This is a genomic window from Acinetobacter sp. F-1 (assembly GCF_022869025.1).
GTDB classification, from domain to species: Bacteria; Pseudomonadota; Gammaproteobacteria; order Pseudomonadales; family Moraxellaceae; genus Acinetobacter; species Acinetobacter pseudolwoffii.
The window spans coordinates 72,290-93,892 of the sequence record NZ_JAJKFX010000012.1; the positions used below are offsets into that span (position 1 = coordinate 72,290).

The 21,603-nt window shown below is 42.3% G+C and carries 20 protein-coding genes; 2 read left to right on the top strand and 18 right to left on the bottom strand.

Annotation, left to right across the window (positions count from 1 at the left end; all coding sequences use genetic code 11):
• Nucleotides 1–15 precede the first annotated feature (15 nt).
• The 5 genes from LOZ91_RS11590 to LOZ91_RS11610 all read right to left on the bottom strand — a co-directional run bounded on the left by LOZ91_RS11590 (nucleotide 16) and on the right by LOZ91_RS11610 (nucleotide 3,633).
• Nucleotides 16–825 (bottom strand): class I SAM-dependent methyltransferase, encoded by an 810-nt coding sequence (locus LOZ91_RS11590; RefSeq protein ID WP_244783243.1) that lies wholly within the window; start codon nucleotides 823–825, stop codon nucleotides 16–18.
• A gap of 5 nt (nucleotides 826–830) precedes the next feature.
• Nucleotides 831–1,655, bottom strand: coding sequence for an undecaprenyl-diphosphate phosphatase (locus LOZ91_RS11595; RefSeq protein WP_180078458.1), 825 nt, complete (start codon nucleotides 1,653–1,655; stop codon nucleotides 831–833).
• 16 nt (nucleotides 1,656–1,671) lie between these two features.
• Entirely contained in the window at nucleotides 1,672–2,337 is a 666-nt protein-coding gene (gene tsaB, locus LOZ91_RS11600; RefSeq protein ID WP_244783236.1) for a tRNA (adenosine(37)-N6)-threonylcarbamoyltransferase complex dimerization subunit type 1 TsaB, read from the bottom strand.
• Nucleotides 2,338–2,472: 135 nt separating this feature from the next.
• Nucleotides 2,473–3,003, bottom strand: coding sequence for a gamma carbonic anhydrase family protein (locus LOZ91_RS11605; protein WP_180050646.1), 531 nt, complete (start codon nucleotides 3,001–3,003; stop codon nucleotides 2,473–2,475).
• A gap of 21 nt (nucleotides 3,004–3,024) precedes the next feature.
• A complete protein-coding gene (locus LOZ91_RS11610; protein ID WP_005095870.1) occupies nucleotides 3,025–3,633 on the bottom strand; it encodes a CoA pyrophosphatase in 609 nt (202 codons plus the stop codon).
• Nucleotides 3,634–3,756: 123 nt separating this feature from the next.
• Here LOZ91_RS11610 and LOZ91_RS11615 point away from each other — a divergent pair, with 123 nt between their 5' ends.
• Nucleotides 3,757–4,305, top strand: a complete 549-nt coding sequence (locus LOZ91_RS11615) for an NUDIX hydrolase (RefSeq protein WP_167381261.1) — start codon at nucleotides 3,757–3,759, stop codon at nucleotides 4,303–4,305.
• Between the two features lie 66 nt (nucleotides 4,306–4,371).
• Here LOZ91_RS11615 and LOZ91_RS11620 read toward each other — a convergent pair whose 3' ends face one another.
• From LOZ91_RS11620 to LOZ91_RS11645, 6 genes are all read right to left on the bottom strand, one after another.
• Entirely contained in the window at nucleotides 4,372–6,303 is a 1,932-nt protein-coding gene (locus LOZ91_RS11620; RefSeq protein ID WP_005172495.1) for a hypothetical protein, read from the bottom strand.
• A gap of 21 nt (nucleotides 6,304–6,324) precedes the next feature.
• Entirely contained in the window at nucleotides 6,325–7,521 is a 1,197-nt protein-coding gene (gene filE / locus LOZ91_RS11625) for a putative pilus assembly protein FilE (protein ID WP_244783237.1), read from the bottom strand.
• Nucleotides 7,522–7,528: 7 nt separating this feature from the next.
• Nucleotides 7,529–9,193 carry an outer membrane protein transport protein gene (locus LOZ91_RS11630; RefSeq protein ID WP_005095864.1) on the bottom strand — a complete coding sequence of 555 codons (1,665 nt, stop codon included), beginning with the start codon at nucleotides 9,191–9,193 and terminating at the stop codon, nucleotides 7,529–7,531.
• A 12-nt stretch (nucleotides 9,194–9,205) separates the two neighbouring features.
• The gene (locus LOZ91_RS11635; protein ID WP_074384085.1) at nucleotides 9,206–10,411 is read right to left on the bottom strand and encodes a hypothetical protein; all 1,206 of its coding nucleotides are present in this window, start codon (nucleotides 10,409–10,411) and stop codon (nucleotides 9,206–9,208) included.
• Nucleotides 10,412–10,445: 34 nt separating this feature from the next.
• Nucleotides 10,446–11,279 carry a C39 family peptidase gene (locus LOZ91_RS11640; RefSeq protein WP_005095859.1) on the bottom strand — a complete coding sequence of 278 codons (834 nt, stop codon included), beginning with the start codon at nucleotides 11,277–11,279 and terminating at the stop codon, nucleotides 10,446–10,448.
• Nucleotides 11,280–11,467: 188 nt separating this feature from the next.
• A complete protein-coding gene (locus tag LOZ91_RS11645) occupies nucleotides 11,468–12,514 on the bottom strand; it encodes a DUF6160 family protein (RefSeq protein ID WP_005172505.1) in 1,047 nt (348 codons plus the stop codon).
• Nucleotides 12,515–12,774: 260 nt separating this feature from the next.
• On the opposite strand from LOZ91_RS11645, the gene LOZ91_RS11650 reads away from it, so the two are divergent.
• Nucleotides 12,775–14,106 carry an anthranilate synthase component I family protein gene (locus tag LOZ91_RS11650; protein ID WP_005095856.1) on the top strand — a complete coding sequence of 444 codons (1,332 nt, stop codon included), beginning with the start codon at nucleotides 12,775–12,777 and terminating at the stop codon, nucleotides 14,104–14,106.
• Nucleotides 14,107–14,225: 119 nt separating this feature from the next.
• On the opposite strand, the gene hisC is transcribed toward LOZ91_RS11650, so the two are convergent.
• The 7 genes from hisC to LOZ91_RS11685 form a co-directional block, all read right to left on the bottom strand.
• Nucleotides 14,226–15,317 carry a histidinol-phosphate transaminase gene (gene hisC / locus LOZ91_RS11655; protein WP_100357378.1) on the bottom strand — a complete coding sequence of 364 codons (1,092 nt, stop codon included), beginning with the start codon at nucleotides 15,315–15,317 and terminating at the stop codon, nucleotides 14,226–14,228.
• 151 nt (nucleotides 15,318–15,468) lie between these two features.
• On the bottom strand, nucleotides 15,469–16,770 hold the full coding sequence (gene hisD / locus LOZ91_RS11660; RefSeq protein ID WP_244783238.1) for a histidinol dehydrogenase: 1,302 nt from the start codon (nucleotides 16,768–16,770) through the stop codon (nucleotides 15,469–15,471).
• 186 nt (nucleotides 16,771–16,956) lie between these two features.
• Nucleotides 16,957–17,658: an ATP phosphoribosyltransferase gene (gene hisG, locus LOZ91_RS11665; protein WP_004646025.1), complete on the bottom strand. Its 702-nt coding sequence runs from the start codon at nucleotides 17,656–17,658 to the stop codon at nucleotides 16,957–16,959.
• A complete protein-coding gene (gene murA / locus LOZ91_RS11670) occupies nucleotides 17,658–18,914 on the bottom strand; it encodes a UDP-N-acetylglucosamine 1-carboxyvinyltransferase (protein WP_005172524.1) in 1,257 nt (418 codons plus the stop codon). Before murA ends, hisG begins: the two co-directional genes overlap by 1 nt.
• A 7-nt stretch (nucleotides 18,915–18,921) precedes the next feature.
• Nucleotides 18,922–19,173, bottom strand: coding sequence for a BolA family iron metabolism protein IbaG (gene ibaG / locus LOZ91_RS11675; RefSeq protein WP_004730742.1), 252 nt, complete (start codon nucleotides 19,171–19,173; stop codon nucleotides 18,922–18,924).
• 133 nt (nucleotides 19,174–19,306) lie between these two features.
• Nucleotides 19,307–19,639: a ribosome-associated translation inhibitor RaiA gene (gene raiA / locus LOZ91_RS11680; protein ID WP_005172527.1), complete on the bottom strand. Its 333-nt coding sequence runs from the start codon at nucleotides 19,637–19,639 to the stop codon at nucleotides 19,307–19,309.
• 183 nt (nucleotides 19,640–19,822) lie between these two features.
• Complete coding sequence (locus LOZ91_RS11685; protein ID WP_244783239.1) at nucleotides 19,823–21,274, bottom strand: RNA polymerase factor sigma-54; 1,452 nt, start codon at nucleotides 21,272–21,274, stop codon at nucleotides 19,823–19,825.
• Nucleotides 21,275–21,603 lie beyond the last annotated feature (329 nt).

Consider the following 21,603-nt stretch of genomic DNA (forward strand, 5'->3'; position numbering starts at 1 on the left):
ATTGAAACAATTATCTTATTCAGCCACAAGTTCATGCTGAAAATATGCATCAAAACGGCAGGCATCACCCTGCCATTGATGATGAGGTTGTTTTTCTGCCAAAAACACCGCCAGACGTGGACGTTTGACCACCACACGTTTGGCAATTTTTTGCGCCAATTCCAACAGGTTATCTCCCAGATCCATTTCGCCATCTTCAGGCAAAAGCATGTGCAAGAGCTGCATCTGTTTTTTGACTTGCGCCTGTTTCTTGACCGCCTGCTGGTTCTGATCCCGCTGCGGGAACATCGGATCCAGATAGACCACATCTACAGTTCGATGCTGCTCGGCTTGCTGCTTCAGATAATCGGCTGAATCAGAAAAGACCAGTTGAATCCGTAATACGACTTGACTCAGAAATACATCAGATTGTGCACGGGTATGGGTATCTTCAAGTAAAGTAAATAATATGGGATGTCGTTCGACCAGCGTGACTTGGGCACCTAAATGCGCCATCAATAAACTGTCATGTCCCAGACCCGCGGTGGCATCGATCAAGCTCGGTTTCTCGGCTAAATGACAGGCACGTGCAATCATTTCAGATTTTAAAGATGCACGTTTTAAACGTCCGGTCTCGGCTTGCCAGTCCGGTTGCATTTTCATGCCATGGGCACAAAGCCAAAGTCCATTCTCATCCACACATAAGGCCAGTTCAGGATTCAGACGAAAGAAACGTGCATTGAGTTTTTCAACCGTTTCAATTTCGACCTGCACCCCACGAGAAGAAAGCACAGCCCCGAAGTGCTGTGCTTTCTGTTGATCGTCAGATTCGGCATATAAGCGAATCGCGCTTACCATAATTTCCAACCTGTATAGGCAAATAATAAAATCAGCAGACCCGAAGCAATACGATACCAGGCAAAGATCATAAAGTCGCGTTTAGCGACATAAGCCACCAGCGCGCGGATGAGTAACAGTGCCGAAATAAAAGAAACCAGAAGTCCGACCCCGATCACGGTCCAGTCTTCAGTAGTATTTAGCACATCATAACTTTGATAAAGGTCTAGCAGGCCGGCACCAATAATGACCGGAATACCCAGAAAGAATGAGAATTCAGTCGCGGCCTTACGTGATACACCCAGAAACATCGCACCGATAATGGTCGCACCTGAACGGGAGGTTCCCGGAATCAAGGACAAGACCTGAATCAAACCAATCCAGATGGCATCTTTAATACTGAGATCTTCAACTTCATGTGCACGAACTTGAGGCGGATGTTTTTCAATCCAGATAATGATCAGGCCACCCACAATCAAACCAATGGCAATGGCAATATCATTAAACAGAAACTGTTTGACCGTTTGCCCCAAGGTCAGTCCAATCAATATAATTGGAATCGAGGCCAAAATCAGGCCAATCCCTAAGCGACGACCCTGTGGCTCACCGCTGACAATTCCGGTTGCTGCTCCCCAAAGACGGGCCCAATATTCATAAATTACCGCTGCAATGGCACCCATTTGAATGGCAATGACGAATACATCACTCTTTTCCTTGGTCCAGAAATTCATTAATTCTGATGCCAAAATTAAATGGCCAGTACTGGAAATCGGCAAAAATTCGGTAATACCTTCGATAATACCCATGATTGCCGCTTTGAGTAGCAGTAAAAGATCCATGCTTTATCCTAATTAATTATGCTTTGCCTTGTTCAGGAATTTTTTTCCACGCGTTATCACGTAAATAGACCGGCAGCGCCAATTCTGCACTGACCCAGTTTTCTGTGTGTGCTGCTGCACGTGCGATGCTGGCAATATCCTGTGCGGTCGCATGCACATTTTTATACATTGAAGCTTCAGTTTGTACCAGCTCAGCACCAGAGCCCACCGGCGTAAACCGAACAGCCTGACTGCCTTCGACATAACTTAATAATTGTTCTTCATCGACCGGCTGCATGATCCCCTCTGCATCCAGTTGATAGCTCGCGATATAAACTTCGCTCATGCGTGCATCTAAGACGGCAGAAACTTCGCTTAAACCATGTACACGGTAGGCCGCCTGCGCCAAGGCCTGTAAAGTCGACACCGGAATCACCGGCACATCATTTGACCAGGCCAAGGCCTGAGTTACGGCAGCATTAATGCGGACACCGCTAAAAGAACCCGGACCACGACTAAAGGCAATCGCGGTTAAATCGCCAATCGCCAGTCCAAGATCTTGCAGACCTTGTTCAATCATCGGGAGAATCGTTTGCGTTTGTGCCTTGGCGCGCGCATCAAGCTGAAAAAATAGTTCTTGAGTATCATCGATTACAGAAACGGAACACTGCTCATTGGCAGTCTCCAATGCCAGCACTTTCATGCACAACCTTAATTCAGAGAATATAAAAAACGCGGATATGATACTCCACTCATATCCGCTACGCGAGATTTTCCCGAAACAGATACAAAAATGCCTAGAAAATCTAGGCTTATCATGATTCTCTAGAACATCGTATTAAAGCTGAATTTGTTCCAGATCCTGAAATTTCTGAAAATGCCCGGCATAGTGCAGGGCACTCATTTTCAGCTTTTGAATACTGTCTTGATCCAGCGTTTTCACCACTTTGCCCGGTGAACCCATCACCACCGAATTATCCGGAATGATCTTGCCTTCAGGAATCAGGGCATTGGCACCAATAATACAATTCCTACCAATCACCGCATGATTCAGAATCACCGCCTGAATCCCGATCAGGCTGTTATCACCAATGGTACAGCCATGTAACATGGCCTGATGTCCGATGGTGACATAATTTCCAATTTGCATCTCAATACCGGCATCGGTATGCAGCACGGCATTTTCCTGCACATTGCTGAAATCACCCAGTTTGATTTTACTGTTATCTGCCCGTACCACGGCACCAAACCAGATGCTGACCTGCTGCCCGAGTTCGACTTGTCCAATTACTGTTGCAGTTGGTGCGACCCAGCCATCCCATGGCTGCTGTGTAGCAGTCGGTGTGTGTCCCTGAAATTTATACAACATTGATAAAATCCTGTTCAATGGTTAAAAAAATTTGGAGCGTTTAAAACTTGGTGAATTGAGCAGGAATGGCCAGTCTTTTTTATAATCCAATCCATACTGGAACAAAGAAATCAGCATACGTGCCGTCAATCCCCAGACCACTTCATTTTCTACCCGCATACTTGGAAAATATAAAGATTGCTGGGCAAAGCGGACTTCATAAGGTGTGGGCGTGGCTTCAAGCAAATGTTGCAATGAGGCAAAGAAAATCCGGTCGATTTCCGTTGGTTGCGGAATTAGCTGCACTTGCGGCGGAATCAGCCCGACAATCGGCTTAACCAGCATGCCATTACGGGCTTTCTGCATGGGCAAGTCCCCCATCAGCTGCACATCAAAGGGATTTAATGCCGTTTCCTCATAGGCTTCTCTTAAAGCCACGACAATATTGCTGGTATCTTGTGGATCGCGCTTGCCACCCGGAAACGAAACCTCTCCGGCATGATTATTCAAATAGGCCGAACGGCGGGTCAGCAATACTTTGGGATCAGCTTCATCGGTGATCGCAATCAACACGGCAGCATGCGCAGATCGAATACGCCTGGAAAAGCGTAATCGTTGCTGCAACTTTTGTGTCAACTCACGCGCATCCATTCTTTCAGCCCTAGCCATGATCATAATTTCATCATAGCTGATTTTTGATTCAGCGGGATAGAAATGATGCCAAATTTTGATTTTTCAGTTATCCTGAGCTTACTTTTATCATTGATGATGAATATGAACTTCTGTGTGAATTGTGGACATAAAACGACCGAAAAAATTCCTTTGGGCGACCAACAAATCCGCAGCGTGTGTAATTCATGTGGCTCTATTCATTATATTAATCCAAAAGTCATTTGTGGCGCGCTGGTACTCTGGGACAATAAAGTCCTGCTGTGCCGCCGCGCCATTGAACCGCGTTACGGTTTATGGACTTTACCTGCCGGCTATATGGAACTGTTTGAAACCATGGAGCAAGGTGCTGCACGGGAAACCCGTGAAGAAGCTGAAGCCGAAGTGGAGATTGAGCAGTTGTACTGTATGTATAACATTCCGCGTATTGGCCAGATTTATGTGCTGTTCAAAGCCAATCTGATTGATGGAAAATTTGGTGCTGGTGAGGAAACCATCGAAGCACGTTTATTCGATGAAGCAGATATTCCGTGGACCGAGCTGGCTTTCCCAAGTGTAGAACATACACTAAGACATTATTTTGCAGACCGTAAAAATAATATTTTCCCGATGCATTTAGAAACCTTAGGTTCGCGTCTGGATCATACCGGTTAAATCCAATAGATTGAGCGCGCATAAAAAAATCCCATACGCAGATGGGATTTTTTTATTTATGGGACATTATGCTTTAGCTTTGACGCGATAACAATCTGCAAGTTTAAACTCAACAGACCCACCGCTTCGTTTGGCCAGACCAATATCGTCAGGCGTTTCATCCTCATTATTATTGTTATAAATTTTCTGGAAACTGGCATAGGTATTGGCCCATTGCACGCCGTCTCCGACCGAATTCAGGAAGGTGACCCGCCCATTCTGACCGGCAGCAGTATCCAGTACATTGGACAAATTCAGCAGAGCACCGCCAATCACAATCGAATCATTTGAATTTGGTGAAGACTGGATGCGTGAGTCGACCCCAACCAATGCACCATTCAAATCCCCTAATTTTACATTGGCCAAAATCAGACGCATCGAAACCGATTTATCACGAACAAATGCACGGCCTAAAGTTCCAAGCCGGTATTGCTGTACGCCATTCAATAATAAATTGTTATCAAGCACATCGCCCTCACAGCCTGTTATTGGGTCGGTCGCAAGATTATTCTCAGATTGCATATTGGTTCGCACATCACCATTACTATCAATCACAATCCCCAAAGTGACTGGACTGACCGTTGTATCACTAAACTTAAACTCCAGATTGGCATACATCGGGAAGATATACTTCTCCCCACTGGCTACATTCTGCTCTGTTTTAAATACCGCACGATCCAGATAGCTGATTGGGAAAATTTTATATAAATCAATACTTCCATTATATTGATCACCATCCGCATCCAGACGCCATGCCCCTAAACTGGCTTGATCAGATGCATCCAGCTGTGTTTTTCCAGTGACCATCTTATAAAAAGCTTCTTTACCCGCAATCACATAATCATTCAGCAAACTGCCCCGATATAGTTCAAGTGGCGTAGCGTTATTTGCGACATTTAAACGATAAGGTGCAGTAATCGTTTTGCTGGTAGGATGAATCCATGAACTTTGCGGATCGGCCGTCATTTGTGCAGGTTTCACATTACGAATGAGTTCAGCATTAATTCCACCCAGTGAAGATAGATTTTTTGCGGGCAGTTTTAACTGGCTATCACGCCATTGCAGGCCACTGCCAAAGGTATAACCCTGACGGTCTGTGATTAGCATAAAATGACCAAATAGATGTTTGGTAGTCTGATCTTTAATATCACAAGGTGTTTTATTGCATCCCACCAGTCCATCTGAACCCGACTGGATGCTACCAATCACACCAGAGGTTGAAAATAGTGAAAATTCCGGCTGATAAACCGCGGCATTGGCAATGGTTACCAGTTTTTTCACTGTAGCAAAAGCAGCTTCATCAGAAATCTGGTCAACATCGATAAAATCCTTAATTTTTGTGGCGAAGCTAGCATCCGTCAGACTGATATTTCCACTCACTTTAGCCAAGTCTTTACGCATTTCTTCGGTAATATACAAGGGCTGCACATCCGTTGGATTCACAATACGGCCTTCTTGTATCGCCAGAGCTTGCAGAATTTTCACCAGACGCATGGCAACCTGAACTGTAGGATCATTCTGATCTAAGTTATTTACCTGACGTCCAGTAATTCCTTTTGCAATATCGACCACACTTAAACGTGGGAGCTGAGTCTGGGTACTAAAGGTGGCATAATCGCTCAGCTTAAGTTTGCCGAGAGTAATTTTGCTTGAACTAAAACTTTGAATATAAAATTCAACCTCATCCGTCTTTTGACAGGTTCCGGATGCCACGCCAGCATTACTATCAAATAGAGTAATGAAGGTATTTTCTTTATCGCCACTACAATTAAAATTCAAGCCATCCAGCGGATATTCAAGCCCCCATTCCACACAATTATCTGTCCCTGCTGTACAGGTTCCATTGGTCGTGGCTTCATTATTTTTTTCTGGAATCACATTGGCACTCTCCCCACCACATCCTGCGAGTGCAGCCAAAAGTGTAGTTAAAGCAAATGGATATAATATTTTATTTTTCATCTTGTTATACTCGAATAGTCCTTATCGAATGGCGACTAATTTTAGTTGTCCATAATTAGTGAGCATCTTGTCTTCAACATCGATTGCTGAGGCTAAAGGCGTCAATAACACATACTCACTTTGCGCAGGGATCTGAATAATGCCTTCAATACGCTCATGTTGAATAATATTTGCTTGTCCTTCCTGGTTTTTAAAACCACCCGCTCCTTCCAGAACACAGCCTCTATTGTCTAAAAAGACCACAAAAGGCCAATAATAAGTAGGATTTTTTTGGCGTGAAGCATAAGAGTTAATCTGAATATTCTTGATATCAGACTGTAATTGCACGACTTCAAAATCAAACTCGTCTGATTTCAAAGGCGCACGAGGCCATAAATTGACTTCTTTTTTAAGGCTGATCTGTTTGGCTTTTTTGATTTTTTTGTCATTAAAGCACTGTTTTCCCAAACTCTCTCTAGTTTCAGCTTGTGAAATACGGTAATAACTTTGTGCCAGCACCACTGGACCTGTATCCAGTGTAGGCGTTTTAAATAAGGATTTTAATACTGATTGACCAAGCCCTTTTTCACGCTCAATGGTCTGGATTCGGATAGAGCCGATATTTTTATCTACCACGCCCTCGGGCATACTGTAGAAACGTTTCCTGCCTTCTAGATTAAATTCTTTATTCTCAAGATATTCACTGTCCACATAGTCCACGCCTTCAATCTGACTGAATCCGGTTTTCTGTAGCATCGGGCTTGAAGCGGGTGTCATGGCCTTAGGCATTTGAGTCAATTGGGTTTCAGATCTTATTAATGGCTTAGATTCTGTCAGTTCTTTCACAATCTGCGGTTGTACTGGTTGTACTGGTTGTACTGGTTGTACTGGTTGTACTGGTTGTACTGGTTGTACTGGTTGTACTGGTTGTACTGGTTGTACTGGTTGTACAACCAGATTATGGTCTGACTTAAGTTCTGCTGGTCTATTTTCTAGGGCTGATACTGTTTCTAAGTTTTGCTTTACAGGAGGTGACTGAACCACTGCAACTGCTATTTTTTTCGATGCTAGAGATTTTTCTTCTGTTTTTTTCTGTGGGTTATGATTACGTGGCACGACTAATGGTCGCCCATCTGGACCAATAATGGTAATAAATTCTCTGGCGCTTGTATAAAAAGATAAGGGTACCAGACTTAATGCCAGTACCACTTTCAATCCAATTTTTTCTGTCTTGATCATTTCTTCCTTACCAACGAGTGCGATAGTTCAAACCTAAAATGGTAATCTTGGTATCTGTTTTCACGTTTAAACCTGCATATGGGTTTAATAACAGGTTATTCACGCCGGTCTGGTTGGCTAAACTACTGGTATTTGCTGGAATTTGATCTTTACTGCGCAAGAAACCAATCGAGAGATCCAAATCAGTATCTGCATCAAAACGATAACCCACACCTAATCCAAATAGCTGTGCACCATTAATAGGAACCATCGTATTGCGCTTATTTTTTGGAATAGCGCTGGTTCGTGGCTCATAACCTGCGCGAAGTTTTAAACGGTCGGTGGCGGAATACTCCATCCCGATTCCGAAATTCCACGGCGATTCGAATCCCATCGGCAAAGCCAACGTGGAATCAGTGACATTAGCAGACAAGATTTTGGCAATTTTTAAGGCTGAAATGGTACGGTCAAACTCGAACTTAAACTCATCCCAAACCTTGTAGTCTGTCCAGCCAATATCAAAATTTACCTGCAAATCTGGCATGACTTTATATTTGATACCTGCCTGAAAATGCGCCGGATATTCAAAATCCATCGACACCAAACCAGACTCACTGGATGGAATATAATTAGGAAACCCAAGAATTGCTGCCAGAATCTGACCCGTCGGTGAAGTCATTAAACCCTTGATCATTTCCTGTGGTGCTTTAGCATTATCAATATGATATTTACCTTTTAAGCGCATTTTTGCCGCACTTTGGTAGACCATACCAAAACTGAAATCTTCGCGTGGCTCCCACAATATCCCGAGGTTATAGCTTGGGCTTAAGTTTTGCTCAAGCTCCAGTTGCATCTGACCAAACTTGCCAAATGGGTTCATTCCCTCATCCGCATTACAGATCCCCAGCAACAGAATATCGGTAATAATGTCGGAGTTTTCTTTAAATGGTGTACAGACAACTTCATCGATCATACGCAACATCCCGATCAGCTCATTCGGGAAACGTAAATCTGTTTTCATCCCAATGGCTTGATAGGACATTCCGACAGAAGCACCAATGGACAGTTGGTCATTGACCTCATAACCAATCGATGGAGACAGGTAAGTAATCCGCTCCAAAGCAACTTGCTGGCCCATAAAGTTTGCCGGATTACCATCTTCATGACCGAAACCAGCGACTAAAGGCGCATATACCGCTGTTGCATAGGTCGCTTTAGAACCTGGCGGGTTATAAGCAATCCCCATGGTGGGCGCAGCCAAAGGGAGACCTTCGCCTAAATCCACCATCTTTTTCAGAAAAGGGACATACAGGCTGACATATTCCACATCACCACTGACCGGCCCTTTAAAATCAGTACATAAATCAGATGAAACTTCCGGTCCATCATTACAGACGATAGGGTCATCAGAATAGCCAAATACGTTATATCCAGCCGGCACTGTAAACTCCCGCTGGATATCAAAATTCGCCACAATAATCTGCTGTTCGGTTTGCAAACCATCAATTTTAGTTAGAGCAGCCGGGTTAAAGTGAATGGCATTGACTCCCGGGGGATCCGCCGTAACTGCATTACCCATGGACAATGCACGTAAATCAACCGAAAGGTTGGTTCCCAATTGTGCAAAGGTATAACTTGAACAGCCCGCAAGAATAATTCCTGTTAATAACGGGCTAAGTCGAATGTTTTTCATACGACACCCCTATTAACTGATTTTTTTACCAAAACCTAAAATATCAAGCGGGAATGACAACCCCAACGAAACATCAGGCGCATCTTCGGTCAGCCCTAAGCCGACGGTACCATTTACAATCGTTTCTGGAGAGACTCGCACCCCTAATGAAATTGCCAAGGTGGAACTGGTCTGATCCGCGGCAGAGTAGCTTTCTCCTGTGTTATAGCTAAACTCAGCTCCCGTATTAAAGCTTTGCTGATAGGACATGGTCATCGAAACGTCATAGTTAAATGAGTATGCGAAACCGAATGCAAAACCCCCACTAATCCCCGGTTCAAACTCTTCAATAATGCGATAACCGCGACGCTGGTTCAGGCCTGATTCTTTAAAACCATAGTTTGCAGAAACGGAGGCAAACAGCACGACCGGATCGATGTATTTACGTGTACTGGCACCCACTCCTGCTGAGTAATAGCCCTTCCCTGCTGCCAGATCTGTCGCTGCATTGATTTCATAAGGACTGTCGCCCGTTTTTGTTGATAAATTACCAAATAAAATTAAAGGTAAACGGCCAGCTTTTAATGGAAATGGTTCCCAGCGTGCCCCAACACTAATATCACCTAGTCCGGCAGTCGAAGTGTCTTTTAACAAGTCGGTCTTGGCCACTAAAGGCAAGGATGCAGTTAAGGTCAGGTTATCTTTCACCCCATATTGGAATGTGAAAGTATTGGTCAAACTATGCGTGGCATTCTCTTGTACACGAAGTTGATATAGTTGACCCTGAGCCATTTCAATATCAAGTTGAGTGTCACGATAGTAGGTATAATCGATATCGTAATATGATGAAATATCACCTTTTTTAATGAGTGAGTACTGACGTTCATTTGAAGTAAATACTTCTTCCAGATTAGCTGCCTGGGTAGCATCACCTTCCTGTTTCTGTAAAGCTTGGGATGCATCTGCTACTTGTTTAGTCTGAGCCTCTACCGGTGCGGCAGTTTCACTCACTGCTTCTTCAGCTGTTTCATATCCACCGAGTTCCGGCTCTTGTGCAGCCTGTGTTTCCACTTGCTCAGTCTGGGCCTGTACAGGTACAGCAGTTTCAACAATAACTTCCTCATCAACCGTTTCGTATTCACCCAGTGTCGGCTCTTCTGCAGCAAATGCAACGCCCATAACCATTTGAATGCTCAGTGCCAAGAACGTCTTGTTCATCCATTTACTGTTCATATCCATTTCACCATTTTAATTTTTATTACTATTTTTCATTTTATTTATTCTTGTAATACAATCTCAGGAAATTATATTGATATTCTCCAAATTTTTCTGATTCTATATTACGATTACGGTCCATACGGATCGTCGAGGCTTTATCGGCAATTTTATCCATATAGAACTGTGGATACTGCATGTCGACCAAGGCATAACGATTAATCGTGGCATCTTCCACATGGCGCATGTCGGCTTCTTTCAATGCCAGAAAGTTTTTACGATATTGTTCAGGGACATTAATCAGGAATAATGTATTATTTTCCCAAACATCCTGAAAACGCCGCTCGTCAAAACTGATATTACCGAGTGCTGGATCTGCGACATACACCCGGCCATTTTTATAGCCTTTATAAACTACGAAATGTTTGAATCCGGCATAAGAAATTGGAACAATAGCAGGCTGATCTTGATTAACTAAATCTTTGAACTCTCCTCGATAGCCTCCGCTTTCTAGCCCTAAAGCCGAGACAAAGCGCTTCATATCAAGTAAAGAGAAACTGCGGCGTTCAATAATTTTATCGGTTTCGCCGAATTTCATCAGTCCATTCATGACTTGCTGTTCATCTAGCTGTGTACCGATATAACCATTGAGTAGGGTGGTAAGGGCTGCTGAACCACAACTATAGTCATAGGCTTGACGTACAATGCCCTGAAATTGATCCAGAAGTGCAGGCTTTACTTGTACAGCTTCACGGTGCATACGCACAAAAGAGTCATTTCTTGAATCAAGAACTTCAGTATAGTGCACAGCGCCATTTGGCTGTTTTTTGATATCCAGAGCTTCTTTGGCAGCGTAATACATCAATGCCGAGCCCAACGCGATCTCTAACATAATTATTAACTTTTCTTATAATGGGCATGATACGCCTATTTTTCTTTTTATAGAGCATTCACTCTACTTCCTTGTAACTAGAAAGATACCTTCTTTTTCAAAAAAATACAGCATTTTTTTTATTTTTTGGATAAATGATTCAGTCATAAAAAAAGCGCGTGTAAACACGCGCTTTTATAAAGTAAATGTTAGTGGCCAGAAATGGTAATGATTGCACCTTTTGTATAAGTAAGCGGAGCTGGAGAGTAGAAAGTTTGCAAACCTTGAACTTCCATATCGCCAATTGATGACGTTGCGTTACGATTACCTAAATGAATACCTTGAATGTATTGATCTTTAGCACCCGTATCATTACTTACAATACGAATATGTGCTGCTTTACCCACAGTATTAGATGTGCCTACATAAGCATCATTAAATACTGAAATGTTTTGGCTAATCGTTAAATCATTAGACTTCGAATCTGCAATTTTAATACTTTCAATGAAGATCTCACCAGATTCACGTGTAGTTACTGGAGTTGTACCTGAAAGTCCCACAGTTACACCTTTAGTTGAATTATCCAGAATACCTAGATTTTTAATTTCTAGGCCACCAACCATTTTAGTATTCAGTTTGATCATCGCACCTTGAGGTGCGGCACCTAATTGGATATTTGCATCCATCACACCTGTTTTAACTTCTAAACCACTGAGGATATCATTTATAACCGCACCTCCACCTCGACGAATTGTATCTACATTATCACCTACACCTTTTACGCCAGATGCAGTTACACCAATTCGACCGATCTTGATATCAAGACCTGATACTTGTGCTGCAATATTAATGAAAGGATTAGCCCCCCCTGCACCAGCATCTGAATCAATCACCAAGTCAGCAAGATTACGAGATTGAAGTAAGTAAGCACCACCATCATCATAGTTAGCACCAATTACTACACCATGAGTTGCAGTAGTCGGATTAGCAAGAGCAGCGGCATCAGGAGCTACATCAGTCGTACCGCGAATAACGATTGCACCTGCCGTACCTGTCCCACCTTTATCAACAGCTAAACCGTCATTATCATGAATAAATAACTTTTCAATAGCGATTTTTGAAATACCGATCCCGATAGTAATGCCGCTTTGACCCGTTGTTTCGCTTAGAGATGCTTCATCCATAGCTTGCATCGCCATCGCATTGGCACTAAATGCAACTGAAGTCGCCAGAACTAATTTTGTGAATTTTTTCATTGTTTACTCTCCCAAGAGTAGTATTTTTTTTGGTTGTGAATCACTCAATGTTCACGCTGTATTTTTTATTTTCTGACAACGCAAAACATCTTTCCTTGAGTAATTTGCTTGCAGAACTAAGTTATCTCCGAGCAATCATTTGATCAACTGTTGTTGGTCGCAATCCAATGCTTACCGATAAACGGTATTTGATGATTTAAAAATATTTTCCTGTCTTCTTGATATAAAATAGCGAGTCATATTGAACTCTGCTTAACTGAATGACCGAAGCTCTCTATCATCGCCCCTTAAAATTTAAATCACCTCTGGTTGCAGATGTATTATCCGCATTAAAGACATTGGGGCATCTGGTGTATTTAAATAATAATGGTCAGCCTTTTATTGCCTGCTGTGCTCAAGAATATTTTATTGTGCAGCAATCACATATTCAGTCGTTTCAAAGAGTGGAAATTGAACAATATCAACCCAGATCATCTGAGTTTAGTTTGGAAATTGATGCATTAAGAAATCCTCACAAGAATGGATTTCATGGAGGTTATGTCGGTTTTATTGGCTATGATTATGCGGCTCAGCAATATATTCAGTATCCGGACCGCTCTCAACCTGGTTTATTTATCGGTCAATTTTCTTCCTATATTAAACTAAGCTCTGAGGGATGGATGTTCTATAGTGATGATCCACAGGCAGAGCAGATCTTCGATTATATTCAGAACTTACTTAATCAAAATAAAATTCGTCCGACGTTTCAGTTAATAAGCCCTTGTACTTCACGCTGGACCAAAACGGTCTATAGCAAGGCATTTCAGAAAATTCAGGATTATATTATTGCAGGTGACTGCTATCAGATTAATCTGACACAAGAATTTAATGGTCGTGCACAAGGTTCCCTCTTAGCAACCGCCCAAGCCTTCTGGACATTAACCGAAGCGCCTTATGCGGGTTATTTGCGTATTGGTGATTTTGAATTATTAAGCTGCTCACCCGAGTTGTTCATTGATTTTGAAACGAAGCGAAAAATTATTACCAAACCGATTAAAGGCACAATGCCCCGTTTTACTGATCCAGTGCTCGATGAACAATCCAGACAGACCCTAAAAGCCTCAGAAAAAGATCAGGCAGAAAATGTCATGATTGTGGATTTATTACGTAATGATTTAAGTGTTTATGCCGAAACAGGCTCGGTCAAAACACCGAAATTATTTAGTATTGAAAGCTTCAATCAAGTTCATCATATGGTCAGTGAAGTTGAAGCGACTTTAAAAGCAGATATCAATCCTTTTGAAGTACTCATGTCTGCTCTTCCAGGTGGCTCGATTACAGGCGCACCCAAAATTCGGGCCATGCAGATTATTGAAGAACTTGAGGGTGCACCACGTGGTGCTTACTGTGGTTCTATGGGCTATTTCAATTTCGATGGCACTGGCTCCTGGAATATTCTGATTCGCTCGATTCAAAAGTATCAGGAAGATATTTCTTTATGGGCCGGTGGTGGTATTACCATTTCTTCAGATTGTGATGCGGAATATCAAGAATGCTTTGATAAGGTTTCAGCGATGCTTGATCTGTTAAATACCTGGTATCAGCCTGAATAAATAAAAAGTGAATTTTAAGATTCGCTTTTTACTACAAATCTCCCCCTTGCGCAGCAATGCTTCTCACCTTTAATAAAGGTGAGAATGCCTCCCTTTAAAACGGGAGGCTAGAAAGGATTTTAATTACACAAAATCTCATTTTTTAGCGTATCTACTAAACGCTGATTTTGCTCATCTGTACCAATCGTAATACGCAAGAATTGATTAATACGAGGTTTGTTGAAATAACGCACGATAATACCACGCTCACGTAACTCACTCGCGAGCTCACCTGCATCTTTAGATACGAATGTGGCAAAAATAAAGTTTGCACTCGAAGGTAATACCTTAAAACCAAGCTCATTCAGCTGAGCTACCAACTTTTCACGACTGGCAATGACTTTATGATTTTGTGCTTCAAAGTATTCCTGATCTTCAAAAGAAGCCACCGCTGCCGCAATGGCAAAACGATCCATCGGATAAGAGTTGAAACTATTTTTGACTGCTTCAAGTGCTGCAATTAAATGTGGCTGAGCAATGGCAAAACCCACACGTAATCCTGCAAGAGAACGCGACTTCGATGTAGTTTGACATACCACTAAGTTTTCGTATTTCTCAACCAGCTTGACTGCCGATTCAGCGCCAAAGTCGACATAGGCTTCATCAATCACCACCACTGAATCTGGATTGGCTTGCAGAATTTCTTCAATCGCACCCAAGCCAAGATCAATACTGGTTGGCGCATTCGGATTGGTGATAATGATACCGCCATTGGCCTGTTTATAATCATCTACCACAATTTCAAAGTCATCATTGAGTGGTAAAATTTTGGTTTTTACCCCAAAGAACTGACTATATACCGGATAGAAACTATAGGTGATGTCTGGATAAAGCAATGGCTGTTCTTGAACAAAGAATGCTTTGAAAATGTGCGCTAAAACTTCATCCGAACCATTCCCGACAAAAACCGTCTCTACAGGCACATGTTGCTGTTTCGCAATCGCCTGTTTAAGTTCAGATGCGTCTGGATCTGGATAAAGGCGCAAAACGTCAGCTGAATTGGCCAATACCTGCTGCACTGCCGCAACCACTTTAGGCGATGGCGGATACGGATTTTCATTGGTATTCAGTTTTAAAATATTCTGGATTTTTGGCTGTTCACCCGGCGTATACGGTTCTAATTCACGTACGTCAGGACTCCAAAAACGCATTTGTTCTGTGGTGATATTCATTTTTAAATTCTCAAAGTTCCCTCTCCTAACCTCTCTTACATTCACTTTAAAACAATGCTTAAAGCTCATTCAGAGAGAGGAATATTCATTCTTTATAATATTTCCCCTCTCCTTAGTAGGAGAGAGTTAGGGAGAGGTTTTATATTTTTAATTACTGGTAACGATAACGCGCCGATCTCGCATGCGCATCCAGATTTTCCTGCTGTGCCAAAATATCTGCTGTTTTCGCCAAGGTTTTAACACCCTCTTGTGAACACATGATCAGGCTTGATCGCTTCTGGAAATCATAAACCCCCAGCGGTGATGAAAAACGTGCTGTACCTGAAGTTGGCAAGACATGGTTTGGCCCGGCACAATAATCACCAATCGCTTCAGGGGTGTAACGACCCATGAAAATCGCGCCTGCATGGCGAATATCTTCTGCCATCTCTTGTGCTTCATCTAAACATAGCATGAGATGTTCTGGCGCCACTTGGTTAATCAGCTCAGCACCTTCAGCACGGTCTTTTACCAATACCAAAGCACCGCGGTTCTCAATTGAAGTACGTGCAATATCTGCTTTCGGTAATGCTTCTAAGTGTTTTTCAATCCACTTTTCAACAGCATCTAAAAGTGCTTCATCAGGTGTAATGAAAACGGCTTGTGCCACAGTGTCATGTTCAGCCTGTGACAATAAGTCCATCGCCAACCATTCAGCGTTATTCTCGCCTTCGGCATAGACCAGAATCTCAGAAGGGCCTGCAATCATATCGATACCGACCTGACCAAACACCGCACGTTTTGCTGCAGCCACAAACCGGTTACCTGGACCAGTAATTTTATCGACAGGTGGTACGGTTTCTGTACCATATGCGAGTGCTGCAACGGCTTGTGCACCACCAATCGTAAAGACACGTGTTACGCCAGCCAAATATGCAGCAGCCAATACCAATGGATTGAGTTCACCATTCGGGGCAGGCACCACCATAATAATTTCAGGGACACCCGCCACATGTGCAGGCACTGCATTCATCAGTACTGAGGATGGATAAGATGCCAGACCACCCGGCACATAAATCCCGACACGATCCAGTGGAGTCACTTTCTGACCGAGCGTATTCCCCAAAGCATCGACATAGGTCCAGCCATCTTGTTTTTGTGCCTGGTGAAACTCACGCACGCGCTCAGCAGCAAGTTCTAATGCTTCACGAACTTCAATCGTTAAGCCTTCAAAGGCAGCTTTGAGCTGCTCTTGTGTCAATTCCAGTTCAGAAAAATGATGCGCCGGATGTCGATCGAACTGTTGAGTGAGTTTAAGAACATGTGCATCACCATGCTGACGAACATCAGCAATAATTTGATCTACAGTTTTTAAAAGTTCAGGATCATTCACAGTCTCAAAAGCCAACAAGTCAGCAAATGCTTGCTTGAAGTTTTGATCTTGGGTCGATAAACGTCGCATCAATTTACCCATCAGGTTTGAATTCGAAGGCTTTAGTTTACCTGTTTTCTAGGCTTTTGTCGGCAGACATAGTGCTCTAGCTCTATGAGTTTTATTGAAAATAGCTTTGGGTAAAATTGATGAAAGGATTTAAATAGAATTTGACATGCAGAGAAATAAGAAACCGCCCAGATTGGGCGGTTTCTTAAGCAATCAATTTTAAGCCTGTTTTGCCTTTTCGCGTTCTTCCACTGCTTTTTCAAGCTGAGCCAGAATCGGATTTAACAAGGCTTGCTTACGTTTGAAGCTGGCTTTATTGACGATTAAACGTGAAGAGACTTTACAGATTTCTTCAAGTGGCTCTAAACCATTGGCACGTAAGGTATTACCAGTATCGACCACATCGACAATGTAATCGCCCAGACCGACCAATGGTGCAAGTTCCATTGAACCATACAGCTTGATCACATCGACTTGCTCGCCCAAGCTGGCATAGTATTGCCGGGTTAAATTCACATACTTGGTCGCAATTTTCAAACGACCTTTAGGACGCTGCATCCCGACTTTACCGGCTGTCATCAATTTACAAACCGCAATTTTCAGGTCTAATGGTTCATAGACGTTTTGCGCACCATGTTCCATCAATACATCTTTACCCGCTACACCAATATCGGCTGCACCATTTTCTACATAAGTCGGCACATCAGAAGCACGTAAAATTAAAATACGAACTTGTTTATGCGTAGTGGGGAAAATCAGTTTACGTGATTTATCCGGATCTTCCAGTAAATTAATCCCTGCTGTTTCAAGCAGTGGCAATGTTTCTTTTAAGATACGACCCTTACTTAATGCCAAAGTTAAACCATGATCAAAATTGCCCATTACGTCAAAGTTTGGATCATCGTTTCTCATATCGCTCATTAATTTACTCGCTTAATTTGGGCACCTAAACTTTGTAACTTTGCTTCTACATTTTCATAACCGCGGTCAATGTGATAAATACGGTCAATCAGTGTTTCACCTTCAGCGGCAAGTGCTGCCAGTACCAAAGAGAAAGAAGCACGTAAATCTGTTGCCATTACGGGTGCGGCAGAAAGTTTTTCTACCCCAGTTACGACAGCATCATTACCTTCGACCTGAATGTTTGCCCCCATACGGGCCAACTCAGGAACATGCATAAAACGGTTTTCAAAAATCGTTTCTGAAATTGTCGCAAAGCCTGCAGCAATGGCATTTACAGCCATGATCTGGGCTTGCATATCAGTTGGAAATTCTGGATGTGGCAAGGTCTGGAAGCTTACGGCTTTCGGACGTTTACCCAGCATATCTAACTCAATCCAGTCGTCGCCACGAGTGACTTCTGCGCCCATTTCTTCAAATTTATCCAGCACAGCTTCCATGAGGGATGGATCTGTGTGTGTGGTTTTGATACGACCACCTGTGATTGCAGCCGCCGCCAGATATGAACCCGTTTCAATCCGGTCAGCCACCACTGCATATTCACAGCCATGCAGACTTTCAACACCAGTCACGATTAACGTATCGGTATCCAAACCTTCAATTTTGGCCCCCATCTTGATCAGCATTTGCGCAAGATCAGTGATTTCAGGCTCACGTGCTGCATTGCGAATTGTGGTCACACCATCGGCCAAGACTGCAGCCATCAGAATATTTTCTGTACCACCGACAGTCACCATATCGAAAACGACTTCGCCACCTTTAAGACGGCCATCGACTTTGGCATGCACATAGCCTGCTTCAACTTCAATTTCTGCACCCAAAGCTTCCAACGCTTTTAAATGCTGATCAACAGGACGTGAACCAATTGCACAGCCACCCGGCAAAGACACTTTTGCACTACCATAGCGCGCCAATAAAGGACCAAGCACTAAAATAGAAGCACGCATGGTTTTCACGAGCTCATATGGTGCAAACTGGTTATCTAATGTCGAGGTATCCGCAGTAACGGTATCGCCTTCATAAGTCATGGTGATCCCAAGACCGGCAATCAGCTTCACCAATGTATTCACATCTTTCAGATCAGGAACATTTTTGAGCGTAATTGGCGTATCGGCAAGAATCATTGCTGCTAATAATGGAAGCGCGGCATTCTTAGCACCAGAAATACGCACTTCACCTTCGAGCTTGATACCGCCCTGAATTAAAAATTTATCCATTAATTTATTAAGCTCCAAATAAGCTTGCTTTGCGCCATTCTTCTTTTGTCATTGCTCGAATTGTCACTGCGTGAACTGCACCACTGGCAATATGGGCATTGAGAGGAGCATAAACAGCTTGTTGACGTGCAACTGGACGCTTACCTTCAAATTGATCATCCACAATACGGAGATCAAATTTTCCGCCCTGACCACTCACAGCAACATCCGCCTCGGGAAAAGCGGCTTCTAAAATTTCAGCGAGCTGTTCATTATTCATCACAAGACCTCTTATAGGACTAAGGGTGTAAAACGAGCCATTTTACTATAAATAGCAAAAATAATTCATGGATCCATACATTATATATATAAAAAAAAGAGGCTTTTAAAACCTCTTTTTCATCATTTGTCCTTTACAAAGCCAAAGCATGCTGCTGTAAATGTATTTCCCGATATCGATCGATCTGGCGTTTTAATTTTTCTGTCAGAAGTTTAATGGAAGTATACATATCATCTGCTGTGGCATGGGCAAAAAACTCGATGCCCGGCAATCGGATAATCGCTTCTGCGATATGATTACTACTGCCTTTTCTGGAGCGTTTATCAATTTGATGATCTTTAGAGAGTTTCACTTGCATACTATTCACCTGATCAAGATGCTTGGTCATTTGTGAAAATTTGGTTTTTATACGTTCTTCAATTGCTGGCGTAATAGATAAATGATGTCCACGAATTGTTATTTGCATAGTTCTATCCCTCACCTTCGTTAGGATTAGAAGAGTCACAATATAAAATAATTTAAATACAGCAACTTATAACTCAAAAATCGTATTTTAAGCACTGATTCAAATCATTTTCACTGTTCCTCAAAAGAAAAAAGATTCATTATGCTGTCATAATGAATCTTTAGAATAGCCAGATTTTAAATTTTAGATCAAGACCTTTCGCTCAGAAGATGAAGGAATATGTAACGATTCACGATATTTCGCCACCGTCCGTCGTGCCACATCAATCCCTTCATTTTTCAATATATTGGCGATTGCATTATCAGACAAAGGCTTACGGACATTTTCTTCAGAAACCAGTTTTTTGATCTTGGCACGAATGGCTGTAGATGAAGCCTCTCCACCTGAAGTCGTGCCCACATGACTCGAGAAGAAATATTTTAATTCAAATAAGCCGCGCGGCGTCAGCATATATTTATTGGTGGTCACACGCGATACGGTCGATTCATGCAATTCTACTTCTTCGGCAATATCTCTTAAAACCAAAGGTTTCATCCCTTCAGCGCCAATTTCCAAGAACATTTTCTGATGTTCGACAATACAGGTTGCCACTTTTAATAATGTTTTATGCCGCTCATCAACGCTTTTAATGAAATTTTTTGCTTCTAGCATCTGGTTACGTAAATATTGATTATCGTCACTTTGATCTGCACGACGAATCATTTTGGCATAGAAAGGATTGACGCGTAATTTTGGCAGTACATCCGGATTTAAATTGACATGCCAAGCGTTATTCTTTTTCATGACCACAACATCTGGCACCTGATAATCCGATTCTTTATTTTCAAATTCCAAGCCCGGGTGAGGTTTCAGAGTTTTTAATAAATCTACCGCACAGCGTAACTGCTCTGGATTTAGCCCGGTTTGTTTAATTAATTTTGGCAGTTCATTACTAATCAGTAATTCATAATGTTGTAGAAGCTTGATTGCATCATTTCGGCAAGGCGTTGAGGCAGGTAAATGATCAAGCTGAACCAACAGACATTCTGCCAAACTTCTAGACCCTACACCCACCGGATCTAAACGCTGAATATGCTTTAATACGACCGCAACTTCATCATCTTCAATTTCCTCCTCACTCCCCATCAAGGATAGAAGATGTTGTACCGATGCAGTAATTTCAGTCAGCTCAGCATCTAAAAAGCCTTTGTCATCCAGGGAATCGACAATGCAATAAGCGATTAATTTATCAACCTGTGAAAAATTTAACAGGTTAATTTGCTCAAGCATATATTCCTGTAAGCTCTGATGCCCTTGACGATTGTCTTCGCGCTCTTCGAATTCAGCCGCACCTAAGCTGGTAGGTTGATGAGTATAGACATCATCCCAATCGGTATCTACAGGTAGGTCATCGGGAAGGTGATCCACATTGAGTTCATTAGTTAGATCTTTGTGTTCATTATTTGATTCAAGTGTCGATAAGCGTTCAAGGGTAATCTGTTCTTCAACTTTTTCTAATAGAGGGTTACTATCAAGTTGCAGTTGAACTTCTTGTTCCAGTTCCAGACTCGATAATTGTAATAGCCGAATTGCTTGCTGCAATTGTGGAGTTAATGACAGCGAGTTCGCAATTTTTAAGCCCACTGATAATCTCATTATAACCCCCTTAATTAAAAATCTTGTTCTATAAGCAATTTTTATGCCGTTTTAATTTTTATAACACAGTTTTACCAAAAAACATACGAACTGGCTTTCAAATTCTTATATTTCCCAAATTAATAATTCTCAAATATTTGATTTACAAGAACAAAAAATACCCATTAACGATTTCGCTAAGGGGTATTTTGAGTAAATTCAGAATATTATTTTTACTTTTTAATTTTGCTATAAATTCCGCGCACAAAAAAACACCCCCTGCTTATGCAGGGGGTGTTTGGAATAATGAGCTGGCGATGACTTACTCTCACATGGGTAACCCCACACTC

Bases quoted from the DNA above. Each gene is read 5' to 3' on its own strand.
- ibaG (WP_004730742.1), bottom strand. From the start codon at position 19,173: ATGAATAATGAACAGCTCGCTGAAATTTTAGAAGCCGCTTTTCCCGAG.
- tsaB (WP_244783236.1), bottom strand. From the start codon at position 2,337: ATGAAAGTGCTGGCATTGGAGACTGCCAATGAGCAGTGTTCCGTTTCT.
- LOZ91_RS11685 (WP_244783239.1), bottom strand. From the start codon at position 21,274: ATGAGATTATCAGTGGGCTTAAAAATTGCGAACTCGCTGTCATTAACT.
- hisD (WP_244783238.1), bottom strand. From the start codon at position 16,770: ATGGGTAAATTGATGCGACGTTTATCGACCCAAGATCAAAACTTCAAG.
- LOZ91_RS11640 (WP_005095859.1), bottom strand. From the start codon at position 11,279: ATGTTAGAGATCGCGTTGGGCTCGGCATTGATGTATTACGCTGCCAAA.
- LOZ91_RS11615 (WP_167381261.1), top strand. From the start codon at position 3,757: ATGAACTTCTGTGTGAATTGTGGACATAAAACGACCGAAAAAATTCCT.
- LOZ91_RS11645 (WP_005172505.1), bottom strand. From the start codon at position 12,514: ATGAAAAAATTCACAAAATTAGTTCTGGCGACTTCAGTTGCATTTAGT.
- LOZ91_RS11630 (WP_005095864.1), bottom strand. From the start codon at position 9,193: ATGAAAAACATTCGACTTAGCCCGTTATTAACAGGAATTATTCTTGCG.
- hisC (WP_100357378.1), bottom strand. From the start codon at position 15,317: ATGAATATCACCACAGAACAAATGCGTTTTTGGAGTCCTGACGTACGT.
- raiA (WP_005172527.1), bottom strand. From the start codon at position 19,639: ATGCAAATAACAATTCGTGGACATCATTTATCTATTACGCCAGCAATT.
- LOZ91_RS11620 (WP_005172495.1), bottom strand. From the start codon at position 6,303: ATGAAAAATAAAATATTATATCCATTTGCTTTAACTACACTTTTGGCT.
- murA (WP_005172524.1), bottom strand. From the start codon at position 18,914: ATGGATAAATTTTTAATTCAGGGCGGTATCAAGCTCGAAGGTGAAGTG.
- LOZ91_RS11610 (WP_005095870.1), bottom strand. From the start codon at position 3,633: ATGGATGCGCGTGAGTTGACACAAAAGTTGCAGCAACGATTACGCTTT.
- LOZ91_RS11605 (WP_180050646.1), bottom strand. From the start codon at position 3,003: ATGTTGTATAAATTTCAGGGACACACACCGACTGCTACACAGCAGCCA.
- LOZ91_RS11635 (WP_074384085.1), bottom strand. From the start codon at position 10,411: ATGGATATGAACAGTAAATGGATGAACAAGACGTTCTTGGCACTGAGC.
- filE (WP_244783237.1), bottom strand. From the start codon at position 7,521: ATGATCAAGACAGAAAAAATTGGATTGAAAGTGGTACTGGCATTAAGT.
- hisG (WP_004646025.1), bottom strand. From the start codon at position 17,658: ATGAGCGATATGAGAAACGATGATCCAAACTTTGACGTAATGGGCAAT.
- LOZ91_RS11595 (WP_180078458.1), bottom strand. From the start codon at position 1,655: ATGGATCTTTTACTGCTACTCAAAGCGGCAATCATGGGTATTATCGAA.
- LOZ91_RS11650 (WP_005095856.1), top strand. From the start codon at position 12,775: ATGACCGAAGCTCTCTATCATCGCCCCTTAAAATTTAAATCACCTCTG.